This is a genomic window from Prevotella sp. 10(H) (genome assembly GCF_000711235.1).
GTDB lineage: Bacteria > Bacteroidota > Bacteroidia > Bacteroidales > Dysgonomonadaceae > Dysgonomonas.
The window spans coordinates 177,858-196,199 of sequence record NZ_JOMI01000004.1; the positions used below are offsets into that span (position 1 = coordinate 177,858).

The 18,342-nt window shown below is 39.0% G+C and carries 10 protein-coding genes; 5 read left to right on the forward strand and 5 right to left on the reverse strand.

Going from position 1 to position 18,342, the window contains the following annotated elements:
• Positions 1 to 111 precede the first annotated feature (111 nt).
• Entirely contained in the window at positions 112 to 2,382 is a 2,271-nt protein-coding gene (locus K348_RS0110060) for a GH92 family glycosyl hydrolase (protein ID WP_029904841.1), read from the forward strand.
• A 199-nt stretch (positions 2,383 to 2,581) separates the two neighbouring features.
• Positions 2,582 to 3,862: a serine hydroxymethyltransferase gene (glyA, locus tag K348_RS0110065; protein WP_029904842.1), complete on the forward strand. Its 1,281-nt coding sequence runs from the start codon at positions 2,582 to 2,584 to the stop codon at positions 3,860 to 3,862.
• Positions 3,863 to 3,907: 45 nt separating this feature from the next.
• Here the strand turns inward: glyA and K348_RS0110070 are convergent.
• From K348_RS0110070 to K348_RS0110085, 3 genes are all read right to left on the reverse strand, one after another.
• Positions 3,908 to 5,178, reverse strand: a protein-coding gene (locus K348_RS0110070) for an IS3 family transposase (RefSeq protein ID WP_231496770.1) whose coding sequence is annotated in 2 segments (ribosomal slippage) — positions 3,908 to 4,803 and positions 4,803 to 5,178 — 1,272 coding nt in all. Because the reading frame shifts where the segments join, the coding sequence is not laid out codon by codon here.
• Positions 5,179 to 5,281: 103 nt separating this feature from the next.
• Positions 5,282 to 7,360: an AAA family ATPase gene (locus tag K348_RS0110080; protein ID WP_029904843.1), complete on the reverse strand. Its 2,079-nt coding sequence runs from the start codon at positions 7,358 to 7,360 to the stop codon at positions 5,282 to 5,284.
• A gap of 187 nt (positions 7,361 to 7,547) precedes the next feature.
• Positions 7,548 to 8,735, reverse strand: coding sequence for a class I SAM-dependent rRNA methyltransferase (locus tag K348_RS0110085; RefSeq protein ID WP_029904844.1), 1,188 nt, complete (start codon positions 8,733 to 8,735; stop codon positions 7,548 to 7,550).
• Between the two features lie 499 nt (positions 8,736 to 9,234).
• Between K348_RS0110085 and K348_RS18775 the strand changes: the two genes are divergently transcribed.
• Together K348_RS18775 and K348_RS0110095 are read left to right on the forward strand one after the other, a co-directional pair.
• Positions 9,235 to 10,062: a hypothetical protein gene (locus K348_RS18775; protein WP_156032851.1), complete on the forward strand. Its 828-nt coding sequence runs from the start codon at positions 9,235 to 9,237 to the stop codon at positions 10,060 to 10,062.
• A gap of 53 nt (positions 10,063 to 10,115) precedes the next feature.
• Positions 10,116 to 14,141, forward strand: a complete 4,026-nt coding sequence (locus tag K348_RS0110095) for a hypothetical protein (protein WP_156032853.1) — start codon at positions 10,116 to 10,118, stop codon at positions 14,139 to 14,141.
• Between the two features lie 68 nt (positions 14,142 to 14,209).
• On the opposite strand, the gene K348_RS0110100 is transcribed toward K348_RS0110095, so the two are convergent.
• The gene (locus K348_RS0110100) at positions 14,210 to 15,412 is read right to left on the reverse strand and encodes an outer membrane beta-barrel protein (RefSeq protein ID WP_051697761.1); all 1,203 of its coding nucleotides are present in this window, start codon (positions 15,410 to 15,412) and stop codon (positions 14,210 to 14,212) included.
• A gap of 34 nt (positions 15,413 to 15,446) precedes the next feature.
• Complete coding sequence (locus K348_RS0110105; protein WP_029904848.1) at positions 15,447 to 16,043, reverse strand: carboxypeptidase regulatory-like domain-containing protein; 597 nt, start codon at positions 16,041 to 16,043, stop codon at positions 15,447 to 15,449.
• Between the two features lie 279 nt (positions 16,044 to 16,322).
• On the opposite strand from K348_RS0110105, the gene K348_RS0110110 reads away from it, so the two are divergent.
• A complete protein-coding gene (locus K348_RS0110110) occupies positions 16,323 to 18,170 on the forward strand; it encodes a 4-hydroxy-3-methylbut-2-en-1-yl diphosphate synthase (protein WP_029904849.1) in 1,848 nt (615 codons plus the stop codon).
• Positions 18,171 to 18,342: the final 172 nt, after the last annotated feature.

Here is an 18,342-nt window from a genome sequence, read left to right on the forward strand (position 1 = left end):
TTATTAAAAAAACACAATTAATACCCATTTTAATTATCCATTAATCCATTTATTAATTGGTTGGTGTTTAATTTGTGTTTGTTAATTACCAAAAAAATTTAAAACACTATTATGAAACTTAGTAAACTGTATTTTTTATTTTGTGTTGTTATCCTTTCAACTTTCAATATCAAAGCTGAAAACAAAAACACAAATAAAGAGCAACCTGTCGACTACGTAAATCCTTATATGGGAAATATCAGTCATCTGCTCGTTCCTACCTATCCTACGATACATATGCCTAACAGCATGCTGAGAGTATATCCCGAAAGAGGCGATTTTACAGGAGATGTTATCAGCGGACTGCCCCTGATAATTACCAGTCACAGGGGACGTTCGGCCTTCAATCTAAGCCCGTATAAGGGAAGCAAAGAAAACGTAGCGCCTGTTATCAGATACAGCTACGACAACGAAAAAATAACTCCATATTCATATGAAGTAGACCTCGACGACCAGTTGACACATGTACAATATGCACTATCGCATCAGTCGGCTATCTATCAGATAGACTTTAAACAAGCGAATACTCCTGCTTACCTGATTCTCAATTCCCGTAACGGTGAGATGAAAGTAGATGGCAATGCAGTTAGCGGATACCAGAAACTGGCAAATAATACGGTTGTATATCTGTATCTGGAAACAGAACAGAAACCGCTTCAATCCGGAACATGGAAGAACAACGCCATAGACCAGAGTTCGAAAAAAGCAGAAGGTAACAACGCTTATGTCGTTCTTTATTTCGGAGATAAGGCACAGACCGTTAATATTCGTTACGGTATCTCTTTCATCAGCGAAGAGCAAGCCAAAAATAACCTGCAGAGGGAACAAAAAGATTACAATGTAAAACAACTTGCCGAAAAAGGGCGTGCCATATGGAATGAAGCCCTTGGCAAGATAATGGTAGAAGGAAACGACGATACCGAAAAGACATTGTTCTATACATCTATGTATCGTTGCTATGAGCGTCCGGTATGCATCAGTGAGAATGGCCGCTACTTCAGTGCCTTCGACGGAAAAGTACACGAAGACGGAGGAAAACCTTTTTACACCGACGACTGGATTTGGGATACTTACCGCGCTACACATCCACTACGTGTAATGATAGATGCCGGAACAGAAGTTGACATTATCAATTCATTCCTGCTGATGGCCGAACAAATGGGCAAAAACTGGATGCCTACTTTCCCTGAAATCACCGGAGATTCGCGCCGTATGAACTCCAACCATGCCGTGGCCACCGTAATCGACGGATATGCAAAAGGGCTGAGAGGCTTCGATCTGGAAAAAGCATATATTGCCTCGAAAAAAGGTATAGAAGAAAAAACATTGATTCCGTGGTCAGGCGCACCTGCCGGATGGCTGGATGAATTTTACAAAGAAAAAGGCTATATTCCTGCACTGCATCCGGGAGAAAAAGAAACAGTTGCCAATGTTAGCGGTTTCGAGAAAAGACAGCCTATAGCCGTTACGCTGGGTACTGCTTATGACCAATGGTGTCTGGGACAGATAGCTCAAGCTTTAGGTAGAAAAGAAGAAGCAGATTATTACCTGAAATGCTCTTATAACTACAGAAACGTTTACAATCCGGAAACTGCATTTTTCCACCCGAAAGATAAAGACGGGAAATTTATCGAGCCGTTCGATTACCGCTGGTCGGGAGGTATAGGAGCCCGCCAATATTACGGGGAGAACAACGGATGGATTTACCGCTGGGATGTTCCCCACAATGTAGCCGATCTTATCAATCTGATGGGCGGGAATGAAAAATTTATCAATAATCTCAACCAGATGTTCGTTGAACCGTTGGGCAGAAGCAAATATGACTTTTATGCACAGATACCGGACCATACCGGAAATGTAGGACAGTTCTCAATGGCTAACGAGCCTTGTCTGCATATTCCTTATCTGTACAACTACGCAGGTCAGCCATGGAAAACCCAGAAACGTATCCGTACATTGCTGAAACAATGGTTCAGAAACGACCTGATGGGTATGCCGGGCGATGAAGACGGCGGCGGTATGTCTGCATTCGTAGCATTTTCTATGATGGGGATCTACCCTGTGACCCCGGGAATGCCTGTATATAACATCGGCAGTCCCGTATTCAAGGATGTGAAAATGAAAATGAGCAATGGCAAAGTGTTTGAAATAGAAGCACAGAATTATTCCGAAAACAATAAATACATACAATCGGCAACGCTTAACGGAAAAGACTGGAACAAACCATGGTTCAATCATTCCGATATAGAAAACGGAGGCAAACTGGTATTGGTTATGGGCGACACTGCAAATAAGACATGGGGTGCAAATAGCGCTCCGCCGTCAGCTGCCCCACTTAAATAATATTAGGTAAAATAGGGATTGATAGGGAAGGCTGTAGCCTTCCCTACTTTTTTGTATAAGTAGTTTATACTATAAATTATGTTATCCTTCGGGCAGTTTTACGAGTTATATAATTATTAATTGTTCCTTCTTATTATTAATTGTTTTTCGCTACTTTTGTCACTATAATTTTTTCACCTCATAAAAACGTCATTTACTTATGAAAAGAGACACAGCTATTTTTGATATTATCGAAAGAGAGTATCAGCGTCAACTGAAAGGTATTGAGTTAATCGCGTCGGAAAATTTTGTCAGCCAGCAGGTAATGGAAGCTATGGGTTCATGCCTGACTAACAAATATGCCGAAGGCTATCCGGGGAAACGGTATTATGGGGGATGTGAAATTGTAGACCTTAGCGAACAACTTGCAATAGACCGCCTGAAAGAAGTCTTCGGCGCCGTATGGGCAAATGTGCAGCCTCACTCGGGTGCACAGGCTAATGCTGCCGTATTTCTGGCATGCCTGAAAGCCGGAGATAAATTCCTCGGGTTGAACCTGTCGCATGGCGGACACTTATCGCATGGTTCTCCCGTAAACTTTTCAGGATTGATGTTCCATGCTTTAGAATACAATGTCCGTCAGGATACGGAACAAGTGGATTACGAACAAATGGAGCAGGTTGCCCGTCAGGAAAAACCGAAACTTATCATAGCAGGTGCATCGGCCTATTCACGTGAATGGGATTATGCCCGCATCCGTAAAATTGCAGACGAAATAGGTGCAATCTTTATGGTAGATATGGCACACCCGGCAGGACTTATCGCTGCCGGACTGCTGGAAAATCCATTACCGCATGCACATATAGTGACAACCACCACTCATAAAACACTTCGTGGCCCTCGCGGAGGCGCTATACTCTTAGGAAAAGACTTCGAAAACCCTTGGGGAAAGAAAACACCGAAAGGCGAAATACGCATGATGTCGGCATTGCTCGATTCTGCTGTTTTCCCGGGAATACAGGGCGGACCGCTCGAACATGTTATTGCTGCTAAAGCCGTTTCCTTTGCTGAGGCTCTCGACCCGTCATATAAGGTTTACCAGACACAGGTAAAGAAAAATGCTGCGGTAATGGCGCAAGCATTTACGGATAAAGGATACAAAGTTGTATCGGGCGGTACAGACAACCACTCTATGCTTATCGACCTTCGCCCTAAGTTCCCTGAACTGACAGGTAAAATTGCAGAAAAAGCGCTTGTGGAAGCCGATATAACAACTAACAAAAATATGGTTCCTTTCGATAGCCGCAGCCCGTTCCTTACTTCGGGGCTTCGCTTCGGTACGCCTGCAATCACCACACGCGGAGCAAAAGAACCGTTGATGACCGAGATAGTGGAAATGATAGACACAGTGCTTTCAAATCCTGAAAACGATCAGACAATTAAGAGTGTTCGCGACAAAGTGAATTCTATTATGAAAGAATATCCTTTATTCGCTTGGTAATAAATAATTATATTTCTGTCCCGTCCTAAAATAGGTTTACAGGATTTATATTAAAATAGTATAAGAACCGATGGATTTATGTTCATTGGTTTTTTGTTTCAGATGGATAAAGTTAGGCGTTTTCATATTCAGAGCCAAATGTGGTCTTTTATTGTTATAAATATCAATAGATTGTTTAATTAACAGGCTTAATTGCTGATAGTTATTGCATTTTGTAAATAAGAACTCATGTTTTAGTATTCCATTAATTCTCTCAGCCAGTGCATTTTGATAGCAATCATAGCCATCAGTCATCGATGGAGTAATTTTATTCTTAGCTAATATTTTCTGATATAATTCAGAGCAATATTGTAATCCCCTATCAGAGTGATGAATCAAAGGGTTATGGTAAACTCTAGTCTTTATCGCCATTTTCAGAGCTTTAGATACACTTTGTGCACCCAAATCATTACTTAGATGATATCCAACTATTTTTCTGGAACAGGCATCAGTAATCAAAGACAGATAATGTGTCTTTTGTTTTGATTTAATATAGGTTATATCACTCACAAAAACCTGTTCGGGGCGATAGACAATCATATCCTTTAACAGGTTGGGATGTTTATGTAGCCAATGTTTTGACATAGTAGTCTTGGTATATGACCGAACAGGACTTATTAACATTTTATTGGCCCTGAGGATACTGAATAGTTTATCTCTGCCAATATTCAAAGAAGAACCCAACAGGTAATATAATTTGCGAGTTCCAAGTCTGGGCATAGCCACTCGAACATCCTGAACTTTGGATATAACATACTCGCCATAAGCTTGTTTCTGCTTAGCTCTGTCAACTCGTTTATAATAAGCCTGTCGGCTGATCCCGAAGACATCACATGAATAAATCATGGTTGCTGTCCTTTCTTCTTTGAAGCGTTCGATGCTTCGGGTACAGACTTTTTTCGGACGGGAATATTAAACTCTTTTTCGGCTATGTCGATCATAATATCAAACATGATTGCCTTATCCTGTTGAAATTCAAGCTGCTTCTCTAAACTCGCCTTTTGCTTTTCAAGCAGACGAACTTTAGCTTCCAGTTCCATTAACCGTTGTTCAGGAGTCTTTTCCATAGTAAATTTGACTTGTAATTCTCGGTCTAAGGTACCAAATTTTCTGAGCCAAGTGCGAATTGTGCTGGTTGATTGAATGCCATACTTGAGAGCTGCTTGAGTTAAGTTGAGCTCTCGGGATTCAATTTCTTGAACCACTTGAAGTTTAAAAGATAGGCTGTAGTCTTTTTGAGTACGTTTGACATAATACTCATTTTCTTGATGTTCCATAATAAGTTGTTTTTGTTGTAAACCTATTTTAGGACGGGACATTCAATATATACAAAGAGCCGCCAATTTATTTTGACGGCTCTTTTTTTATTTAAGATTAATCTTATAATTTATCTATCTGGTCTTTAAGATGCTTGCGATAATAGAGATGCTCTGCATCTTCGATTACTTCCTTCACATCGAAATCGACAGCATACTTCTCTATAAACTCTCGAATCTGCAACTTATTTACAGCCCGTTTATCACTGAGATAATCAGCTAAGCGCAGCAGCAAGACCTTTTGCTTCTCCAATGTTTCCTGTGCCAGTACCTCAGCTTTATTCAGCATTTCTTTGGCCTCGGCATTGATACCCGTCCTGTCGTCATCGAAAATGATGGCGGGTGCTTCATCCATATGTTCATTGCCAAAAGTTGCCAGTGTATTGCCCATACCACATGAATAAAGGATATGAGTAGCCAACTTTGTAGCATTCGTCAAATCGACATTCGAACCAATAGTTATATTCTCATCGCCGAAAACAATACGTTCGGCAACCAAACCGCCCATAAGTACTGCCAAACGATTTATGACCTCTTTCTTCGATACATAGTTCCATTGTGGACGAGCCAATACAAAACCGAGACTATTGCTGTCGGCAGTAACTGAAAATACCGAATCGGGTATTGTTTTCATCAGAATAGAGGATAATACTGCGTGACCACTTTCGTGTACGGCAGTAATAGCCTGCTCATCATTCAGTTTTTCTTTTCGTAGTTTGCCCAAGACAAGCGCCTGTTTTTCTGTGATGCTGTGAATCGACTGTTTATCTTTTATAAAATCGATACGGATAGCTGTGATATCCTTTGTCGATTTGGCTTCATCAACCGTAAAATCAATAGAATCTATTTCCAGACCTTTCAGGAAAATCTCATTCAGCACATTACCCAAACGTGTATTTATAACCTGATGAATAGTCGTGAATAACGGACGGGTGCCCTGTGTAGGATAAACCCCTTCTTCATAAATCAGATTCTCTATCTTGCTGTCGAAATTTGCATTAATCTGATATATATCGTTCAACTTTTTCTTTATTTTATTCAGTTCGAGCCGGATAATACCATGAAACGCCTTCCTGTTAAATGTAGGATAAATGATATGGATATTACCAAGACGCGCAATCTGCTCACTCCGGAAACGTGTCAATAACGCATTCTTAACCTGTGTCACAGTAATCTTTGATGATTGTTTATGAAATTCATCCGCATTCATATCGGGATTGAAGTCATAGGTCATTGTGTATACTTCATCCAGATTACCCATTACAAACACAAGGGCTTTAGAACAGTCGACCGTCTTCGGCTTCAATGATTTCTTATACAAATATATCAGATAGCTGATTGTTTCTTCCCCGTCCAGCTCGTTAAGTTTATTTCTTAACTCTGCTTTCGACAGGAACATATCCGATACGACATAGAAAATGGTAGTCAGATTATTTTCTGGTAGGAAGTATACTTTCTTTTCTTTTTTACCTCCGTTTTCTACTGCACCTTCTTCATCGTCATCCAAATCATCACCAGTATTGTTATCATCTTCGAGTTCCAATATATCTTTATGGATATCGAACTGGGCCGTGACAACTCCGTTCTCTACTTCAACACCCTTTGCCAGAGCAAGGTCGAGTTTCTTTATCAGCTTGTTAAAGACACCCATATTGTAATTGAAATCGAGAAGATCGAATTTGCCGCTATCCAACAAATCCCAGATAGCCCGTGAAGAAGCCTTGTCAACTTCCTCCTGTTTTTCATTTAATGTACGTGCCAGTTGGAATTCATCCAGACTGATAATAAACGGTTCCTTGTCGCAATTTTCGTAAATATCGCGGAAAGAATCCTGTATATCGTAATATTTGCCGGAACTTTCACCCAGATCGAAACGATAATAACGTTCATTGAAATCTATTAATTCGGCTAAGCGTTTTACAAGAGAAGTTTTACCAATACCTGTCAATCCCCAAAGGTTTATTACTACAGGTTTTTCCTGCATTTCAGGAAAGTAAAGCCATGAACTCAATGCGTCGGATATCTGATCTATTACATTATTAATTCCGACAAATTCTTTTTTTAGTTGAGCTACGGCATTTTCGAGCAGTGCTTTTTTATCAAATAGGTGCTCTCTATATTGTTCGATAAGTTTTTGTTCCATACTGTATTAAGAGTTTATAAGAGTCCTTCATCCTCTTATATAGGTAATATAAAGTTATGAAAATAAATAGAATAGGAAGCGGTGTATCATTATTTATTTTTCCTATCCCTATGCAATGTAGATTAGTGAAGTATCCTATCTTTTTGTTTAGTAATATATTATAAATTTATGCTCCGTAAATTATTAACTATTCGACATATAATACCAACCCTTTCAGATATTCTCCCTCGGGATGATAAATGTTCACCGGATGATCGGCAGGCTGTGTAAGCTGATGCAATATCCTTACTTTCCGCCCCGTCATTGCAGCAGCACTGAATACGGCTAGTCTGAATGCCTCTTTTGAAATCACCTGCGAACATGAAAATGTGAAAATGATTCCACCTTTAGCTATTCTCTCGAATGCTGCTGCATTCAGCCTTTTATATCCCTGCAATGCATTTTTTATGGCTCCCCTGTGCTTGGCAAAAGCAGGCGGATCAAGTATTATAAGGTCGTATTCATCTTCTTTTACCTTAGCCAGATATTTGAAAGCATCTTCTGCAAAAGCTTCATGCCTCTTGTCTTCCAGAAAGTTTATTTCTATATTTTTATTCGTCAGCATTATTGCTTTGGATGAGCTGTCTACCGAGTGCACGAGTTTGGCATCTCCCCGCATAGCATAAAATGAAAAACCTCCTGTATAGCAAAACATATTCAGTACCGAACGTCCTTTTGCATAATGCTCAAGCAACGACCGGTTGTCGCGCTGGTCTACGAAGAAGCCTGTTTTCTGCCCCTTTATCCAGTCAGGATAAAATTTTAGTCCATTCTCTATTGCTATTTCATTAACATCCTTACCACCGTGCAGATACTCATTTTCAGCACCGAGATTGGCTTTAAACGGCAATGTGGTCTCCGATTTATAGTAAATATTCTTTAAAGAGTCCCCCAATACGGCTTTTAATGCTTCACAAATCATCATCCGCGATTCGTGCATACCTACCGAATGCGACTGTATTACAGCTGTTTCAGCATATATATCTATTATCAGTCCCGGAAGGTTGTCTCCCTCACCGTGTACTAAACGATATGAATTATTATTATCAGAAATAAGACCAGCTGCTTTTCTCAGGTCTAATGCCGAAGACAGACGTTTTTCCCAAAAGGATGCATTTATCTCTTCTTCTTCAAATGAAAGGACACGAACTTCAATACTGCCTACCTGATAATGCCCGACTGCAATAAACTCATCGGCGGAAGTATATACAGAAACTACTTCGCCTTCTGTCAGGTCGTTATCTTTTTGTTGTACAGCGCCGGAGAATATCCATGGGTGAAACCTTTTCAGGGATTCTTCCTTTTTGGGCTTAAGCCTTATTTTTTTATAGTTCATATCCGAGATGATAGTATAAGAGGCGCAAAATTACAACTTTATTTCCAATAAAAAGATGAATAATTGTCAATTATGGTTTATCCCAAAAAGGCAATAAAATAATATTAGATTAGTCCACAGACCATTATAAAGGGATGTTTTTATGAATTAAACCATAAAATATTTGTGAAAACAAAAGAAAATTGTTTATTTTGCCATTGAGAATAGACATTAAAGACAAATTACAAATCCCTTTTTCAGGGGCATTTTACAAACACATACCCTAATGCAAATTTTCATTCAGGATGATATGGAATTAAAACCTATACTTTACATAAAAAGTATAGCAATTAAGCATAATAACAAAACTTTTACGACAAATCAAAATCATTCATACACACATTCACAAACTTGATAATAACCGGCATTTTTCCTCTTAATAAACAAATATTTCATACCAAATATTAGAATTATTTTTAGTATAATCCCGAAAGACAACATCAAAATATTGATACAAATTATGAAACTACCAAAACTTAAGAAGCGGCTATATATCTATATCCTTTTGTTTACAGCGCTTTTGTTTTCCGAAAAATTTAATGCACAGGTCACAGTCGGATCAAACGTTCCGTCAAACAAGGGCGCTTTACTCGACCTGAAAGAAGACGGTAATCTGCAGGAAAATGCAAAAAAAGGGCTATTACTTCCCCGAGTGAATCTGCAGGCTGTAAATATTCTCCCTCCCGAAAACGGGACTTTTACCGAAAAAGATATACATGTAGGCCTTACGGTATATAACCTGAAAAACAATACAGGCTATGCAACACGTAATGACCCCGACATGCTCTGTGAAGGCCCCTACGTATGGGACGGAGACAAATGGGTAAGACTATGGAAAAAATGTATGTGCGAATACCAGATCATCGGCTGGGGCGATGGTAAGACATATAATATATTGTGTGACGATTTTGAAAACATTACACAAGAGCAGGCAATCAATACCTGCAAGGGTGCAGCCAACGATAAATATTCATATCATCTGATGACATATGAAGAATATCAGCAGATATGGTCGCAACCTGTTTCTGTAGACGCTGTCCCGACTACCGACTATGGCTTTTCGAGCGGTATAGATTACTTCGTTCACAAAAAGAGTTCAATAACACCTGCTTTGGGATGGGTAACGGTAGGTTTTCAATCCGGGACAAGTTCAGGTGATACAAGAGAAGTCTTAGCGTGGGACAAACTCGGATATCAGGTAACCGCAACAACAAGTAAATATTTTCCGGGAGGTACTCCTATCGGAGGAGAATTGAGTAGAAATCTGGTGCGTTGCATAAGAGATTAACCAACGTAAACGAAGTAATTAAAGCAAATACACACAAACATAATACTGGCGAAATGAAAGATATAAAATATACAAAAAAACTATATACAGGTAAACGCTACTTTTTAGCCATACTTCTATTACTGGCTGTAACAAAAGTATCGGCGCAAAATTGTGATTTCAGCGTTAATATAAAAACAAAATCCGCATATTGCGGTCTAGACGGAGCTATAGAGGTAACCGTAAGCAATCCACAAAACTTTGGAGAAATTTCCTATCAAGTTAAAAATTCAACGGGGGGAATAGAAGTCCCTGCTCAGACGACAAATAATATTATGTCAGGCTTTGCAGCAGGAAATTATACATTGACTGTATCAGCGGCTTGTAAGAGCCTCCCTGCTGGCGCTCCTCCTGTAGAGCAGGAATTTCCTTTTACCATAAATCCCGGAACATTAGCAGGCAACCCTTTAACCACCAGCTTTAACCGGACTAAATCAAAATTGACTTCCTTCTCCAGCTGGAATGTAGGTAAATTAACCTTCGACCTATCGGGTGGTACCAAAACTTACATTATGGAGATAGTCAAAAAACCGGCAGCATACGACGGCCCGACCAGATTTATGTATTCAGGAGCCGGTTCACATGTCATAGATAGCCTTGCTCCATGCTCCGGTAGTGAGTATTATGAAATAAAAATAACGGACGGGTGTGAAACATATTATTATAACCAGATATTAATAAAACCTGTGACTTCGGAATTTCCGAATCTGACCGACAAAAGAGATATTTCATTTACATATTCACAGGTACCTCATATGGTGCCCCAACGGCCGGCATATCCTAATGACGATCATAAAAGCATATATGTGGATACGTTTAATCCCCAAGTTGTTCCCAGCGCCGGTTTGGGGACTGAAAATGGCGACGGGACAATAAACCTGAATGATTTTTTTAATTCTACCGATCTGAAAAATTATTACGAATTAGGCTTTGCATACACAACAAATCCAGATGCAGTACAGGAATGGCACCCGGCAAAGCAAGGTTATACATTATTTAAAGGTAATTATTATTATTCTCAAATATATAAAAATCCAACTGTAGGCCCCAGCGGTACATTACCTTATATTTTCTTACGATTAAAAGGTGCTCCTAATAAATATAGAGTCTATAATATAGCTACCCTTAATGATAATGAGTGGTTTCCTCAAGGTTCATTAAATGTTGAAGCAAAAACAGAAGGCCTAAAAGTAACCATGTCTTATTTTTATAATACAATTTTAACTTTACCATATGAATTTATAGCTACTAATACTTCGACGGGTGTTATAAAAAAATTCACAGCTCAGGTTCCCAGCGATCCCAGCGATCCTTACAATTATGAAATAGATCCATTCATAATTTTAGACTGGGGTTCCGGTAAATGGCAATTAAGCTATAAAGGTATTTCGGGAGGCGATACAGGAATGGATATTAAAACTATGACTGTAACTGTAGGAACCCGGGATGAGTACTTCAAGGGTATAAAATGGATAAGCTCAATTGGTAGCGATCTGACTTGTGGATCAAAATTCGGGAATTACTCTTTGAAAGTAGAGTACGAAATACCTAATGTAGTAAGTGGATACAAATATACAGGTCAGGTCGTTCCTGTTTTCTCAAAAATGGTTATAACTGAAAATCAGCCTAATCCAAACGGATTCCACTCTTCATATACTATTACCGACTTCGACTATAATCGCTTCTTTTTGTCCAGTTCAACTATAGATGGACAGGACCATACTATTAAAGTGGTAAATCCCGGAACATATACTTATACCACTCAGATATACGATGGCAATACACCATATCCGGGAAGCAATATTAGTTTCAACGTAAAGGAAATGGGAGGAGTCAGGATCGTAGGAACAAAATTAGGCGTTACTAATTCTGCTTCAGAGTGCTATGGGAGGAAAATCACTGTAAATATGGCTGATCTGAAGGCGATGGGAGAGAAACGACTTTCGGGAAGTAATACATGGCAGCCAGGTAATATCAAAATCTATTTCTTAAAGATAACAGGAAAAGACTCTAATGGAAATCCGACATATTCGCAGATAGTAAAAGTAAGTCCGTATAACTTTTCATTCTCCGATGCCAGTATTAAACACGAAAACTTTTTATTATCCGATCTTACTGGCAAATCAAATCTGGGAGCAAAAAATCCTGAATTTTTAATAACTGAAGAAGGCGAATTTGTTGTCGGCGTAGTTGCTTATTTCAATTCGGCTGATAGACCATCAGCGTCTATCAATTCTTTTACTGTCAGCGGGAACTGGTCTTCAGGTAGTGAATGTAAATTCACATCAACACCTTTTGTTATCACTCCGGAAGATTTATCCTTAGTAAAACTTGATCCTACTAATTCGGGAGGATACCGATGTAATGTTACGACAGCAGGATATTTCAGGGCAGTAGTTACTTCGACCGCGCCAACCAATACCATGTTAGAATACACGCTTACTGCCGTAGATAAAAACGGGAATCCGACAGGTGCATATATTCCTAACAGTGTAGCTACTACTATGAACAAAACACTTCTAAGAACAGACATACCTACCGGAATAAATTATATAAAGCTGGATGTAAAGCCTATACTTTCAGGATGTGTGGTATATCCGGTTACATATACTATCCCTATCTACAATTTATCCACATCGCCTCTGCTGAATTATACAGGCGGCCCTCTCTGCTCGTTGGGCGGAGGCCTGGGAGGCATGAACGACCTTACATTGATAGCAACTCCGATAATCAATACGAATTATAAATGGTTTTTCCCGGATGGCACTGCTGTTCCCGGAGGAACCGTTTCAACAGTTACGATCCCCGCAGCAAATGTCCAAGTCGGAACATATGTTTGTGAAGTAACAAATACTGTATCTTGTCCGGGAGAAAAATATATTCACAAAATAACCGTATCGGAAGACGGTTCTATCACCTACTACTGGGCTGTAGATGCTACCAGTCCTAACTGGAACTTTATAGGAAACTGGCGTGACGGAAGCGGTAACGAAGTAACCCGAATACCGGACAAATGTGTCAATGTGGTGATACCGGGCAAAGTGGACAGATACTATCCTGATTTGAGCGCATCATACACTACCGGAATAGCTATTTGTCACAATATTACTTTCCGCTACGGCGGACAGGTATATCATACCGAACGTCTCGATTATGACAACGCTTTCGTAGAATATAATACCAACTATTACGGTACTCTGCCTAGCGATGATACGACTCCATCTCAACCGGGTATAAACTTTGACGAAGGCCCTCAGCCTGAAGCTGGTGTAGGCAATCAGGTTACCGGGCTTACTGCAATGGCGCGTAACCGCTGGTGGATGCTGTCGGCACCGATAAAAGGCATGTATACAGGAGATTTCCAAATGGATGGGGCTCCATTCACATACTTGGGATTATATAACCGGACAAAAAATAATGCTTCATCCTATATTTATAAAGTAAACCCATCCGATACCGAATATATATCTGTCGTTAATGACAATACTATGAACTTAAGCAGTAATTATAATGCGCTTATGCTATGGGTACCTGCATTTACATTTGCTACAGGTGGAGGTCAGGGAAATTTGGAAAATGTCAACGGTAAAATTGTAAGTCCATCCAAAGATGACAAATTCAACAAATTTGATATGAAATCTTTGTCTATTACCGGAAACAATAGCGTTGCAAAAGGGACATCGGCCGGACGTTTCATTTACGAAAATTCGTCAAATCAACCGGGCACCGATTATACAATGTTGATAGGACCGGACATCAAACGTACAAACGGACTGGTAATGATCGGTAATCCATTTATGGCGCCAATAAATTTCAATTCACTATATGCTTATAACAACTCTTTAATCGAAGATAATTTCAAGATATTGACGGCTACAGGTTGGAAAGAGTATAATTCATCATCGGGTAAGGATGCTATAATAGCCCCTCTGCAAGGTTTTGTGATCAAACTTAAAAATCCGACTGCCGCTGCATCGATATTCTTCAACTTCCTGATGTCGCCGCCTATGGCTGACGGATTTAATATATGGCCTAAATAATAAAAAAATTATCCGGTCTTAAAGTATTGTTTTAAGACCGGATTATATAAAAGACATCTGTTCGTAAATCAGAAAGTATAGCCCAATCTCAATTGAAAAATATCCACTTTAGCTCTATCCTTATCCTGATATTTTTCATAAACAATCTGTCCAAAGAAAGATTTGTTATTTTTAGTCATATAATCCAATCCAATAGCCAGATTATAACCATAATAAAAATCAGAAGGAAGGAAGCTATCTTTATGTTCTGATACATCGAGGTATCCCAAATACCGATGTTCTGTATATAGCTTGCTCGAAGAAGCGAATAAAAACATAAATCCACCACCGCCCTGAATTGCGGGCCTGAATCTGCTATTTATCGGTATTATATATTTAGCATTCACTTTAAAAGTACCCATCATTGCATCAAAGCTATATCTGTCATAATAGGTTTGTTCCCGCAGATGATCTTCTGCCCCTTTTAGGGCTGAAAAAGATAAATCGGCCTGAAAACTTATCCATCTCGACCATCTCGGGTTTGAAATACTCATCAGTCCACCAATTACCGGAGATACAGACTTCATGGATTTATAAGGGCGGTCTTCCGGCAAGAAGGAATAACTTGCCACTTGCACTCCGGCATACACAGAAAACTTAAGAGGAATGAAATTTCTTTTATAATCATTTTCGAATACAATACACGATTCGCCGGAAGTACATGTAAGATCGTGGTACTGCTTGGTCAGTTCCACAAGAGAGCCACGGTCGAACGGTGTTTTTTCCACCTTTTCTGCCATACCGGGATATGTACCGAACATATACCTGAGAATATTTATATATCTGTTGTCTTCTTTAATTTTTGAGTTAACTATTTCATTTGGATGCTTTGTAATCTGCATCATCTTGCCGTTTTCATCCATAAAGAAATAATATTGGCGGTTGTTATCCGAATTTCTGTAATAATACAGATTCATCATGCCTTGCAAAAGATATTCAAGAAAGACCGTTTTCGTTTTTCCTTCTATTTCAATCTTCTGAGAGACGTAGTATTTACCTTCATTTATAAACCGATATTTCAGAATATCTTCGGGATAAAACATCTGCTCTTCAGCACTGTCCGATATTTTAAAACGGCAGGATTCTCCGCTCGCTTTATCAGTCCTGAAATCGATCAAGCCCATTATACTGTCGTTATCGTTTGTTATTATATAACCGGATTTATAATTGCGTTGAGCATAAAGATTTCCCGTTAATATCAAAAGTGTAAGTATTATATATAAAATTTTCATATTATATTAGAATGATATTTGTAAAAGAACGGAATTAAATAGTTCCTGCCATTTGTTTTACTGTTACTGCTTTTACCTGCTCATATTCTCCCTTGAATTTTATTACGGCTGTTCTCTCTGCAGGTTCTTCATTATTAGAATAACTAAAAGATACTATATTTTCAATCTTTTTTATATTCGTTATCCAGTCAGCTTCACACTCCACCTCATAACTTACATTTGTCGAAACAGTAATGCTCTTTTTTCCCGAATTATTACTTATTTCTATATAGTCTTTATCAACTTTTAAATAGGCATCTTCCGATAAGGTGTTCAGAGTCATATCAATTTCCAGTTTTTGTCCGCCCCTGAATCTGGCATCTTTAGATTGGGAAGTATAGCCATCTTTACTGAATACCAAAAAAGCCGTTCCGCCCGACGGCATATTAAAAGAATAATAACCATTGGATGATGATTGTGTATCGATATTACCGGACGTCGATTCCACTTTTACAGTCACACCTTGGATTCCTTCTCCGGATGAATTTTTTATAATACCCGATATTAATACAGTGTCGTCTGTTTTATCGATAACGCAAGATGCTTGAGCAAGACATAGTATTGCTGTAAGAATAAATGAAAGGTTACGCATGTTAATTATATATTGTCTAATTTTCGGCTGCAAATATTATACTTTTTTAGATATAAATAAAATTAATCACATATTATTTTAATAAACTTTTACTTTCTATTATTGAATATCTATTTATTATAGATTTATGCCTTCTGATAAAGCTTTGATATACAAAAAAACAATAGTGCATCAAGCTTAACAAATGTTGGGAAAAGAATATGTATTGGTGTCCCTGATAACACAAACAAAAAAACTCTATCTTTGTTATATTTTTGATCCAAACTAAAAAATTCATATATGAATTATTTCAACTATAAGAGGCGTCTGTCATCTGAAACGAGGATAGGGAATATTCCGATGGGGGGCAGCAATCCGATTCGTGTGCAGTCGATGACCAATACCAACACAAACGATACGGAAGCCAGCGCCGAACAGGTAATAAGGATTGTAGAAGCCGGCGCAGACTATGTGCGTCTTACAGCTCAAGGAGTACGTGAAGCAGAAAACCTCAGGAATATAAAGGAAATTGTAAGGGAACGCGGATATGACACGCCACTTATCGCAGACATACACTTCAATCCGCGGGCAGCTGAGGCAGCAGCAAGAATAGTTGAAAAAGTGCGCATCAATCCCGGAAACTTTGTCGACAGGGTCAAGACTTTCCAGACATTCGAATATACAGATGAAGAGTATGTACAGGAGATAGAAAAAATCCGCGCAAAACTTATTCCTCTGCTCAATATATGTAAAGAGCATCACACAGCGATACGTATTGGAGTAAATCACGGCTCCCTGTCGGATCGCATTATGAGCCGTTACGGAGATACACCGGAAGGAATGGTCGAATCATGTATGGAATTTCTTCATATATGCACCAAAGAAAATTTTAGAGATATAGTGATCTCGATGAAAACTTCCAATACTGTAGTAATGTCGCAGGCAGTCAGGCTCCTGATTGTAAGAATGGAAAAAGAAGGACTTAATTTCCCGCTGCATCTGGGAGTTACAGAAGCGGGTGACGGAGAAGACGGCCGTATAAAATCGGCTGTGGGTATAGGATCACTTCTTGCCGATGGCATAGGTGATACAATACGCGTATCATTGAGTGAAGATCCCGAATTCGAAATACCTGTAGCAAAAAAACTGGTTGCTTACATTAAGGAAAGAGAAAATCATCCCGAAATTATAGCGGAGGCAAGTGGTAAATTCTCCCCGTTTTCTACCGATCGCAGGGAAACATATACTGTAGGAAATATCGGAGGAGACAATCTGCCTGTAGTTATATCCGACCGTTCGCAGGGAAACTTTGAACTGAATAGTCACTTCCTGCCCGATTATATATATGTAGGGAAAGAGTTACCGATAGCTGCTCCGCGTGCCATTCCGTCTATTATAGATATCGATGGATGGAAAGCGGAAAAGAATACTTATCCTCTCTTCAACAAATCCAATTGGGAAGGTATAAAAGGTAATAATGCAGCTATTAAGTTTTTACAGCTATCATATCCTGAATTAGATAATGATATCATTTCATTATTAAAAGCCGATACATCGATTGTTATTATCCTTACTGCCAATCATCTAAATGGCGTGGGTGAGCAACGCGCTTTTATCCATACCCTGATGAATAATGATTGCAATACTCCGGTTATACCTTGCCGGCAATACCAAGAAAATGAAGATGAAGATTTACAGATAAAAGCTGCTACCGATTTCGGCACGCTTTATCTCGACGGTTTCGGAAACGGGATAATGCTCCAAAATGAAGGAAATATATCGTTAAAAAATATTGACGCATATATGTTCGGCATACTTCAGGCATCACGTATACGCACCAGTAAGACCGAATATATTTCATGTCCAAGTTGCGGACGCACACTTTTCGATCTGCAAACAACCGTAGCACATGTCAAAGCAGCGACATCGCATCTGAAGCATCTCAAAATAGGGGTTATGGGCTGTATAGTAAACGGGCCGGGAGAGATGGCTGATGCCGACTACGGATATGTAGGAGCAGAAAAAGGCAAGATATCGCTGTATAAAAAGAAAAACCTGATAGAAAAGAATATTGCCTCCGAAGAAGCGGTTGAAAGGCTTGTCCAACTGATTAAAGATAACGGTGATTGGGCAGAACCGGAAAAATAAAAGATAAGGAGTAAGTTTCAGAAATTTACTCCTTCTTTATATAGACCTATAAAGTTGATCGTAACATTAAATTAACAGACCCATATTAAATTTGTATCTTTATAGCAGTAACTTTATGCCTTTTTTAAACAAGCATTACCAGCTTATTGTTAAATAATACAGTTCACATATA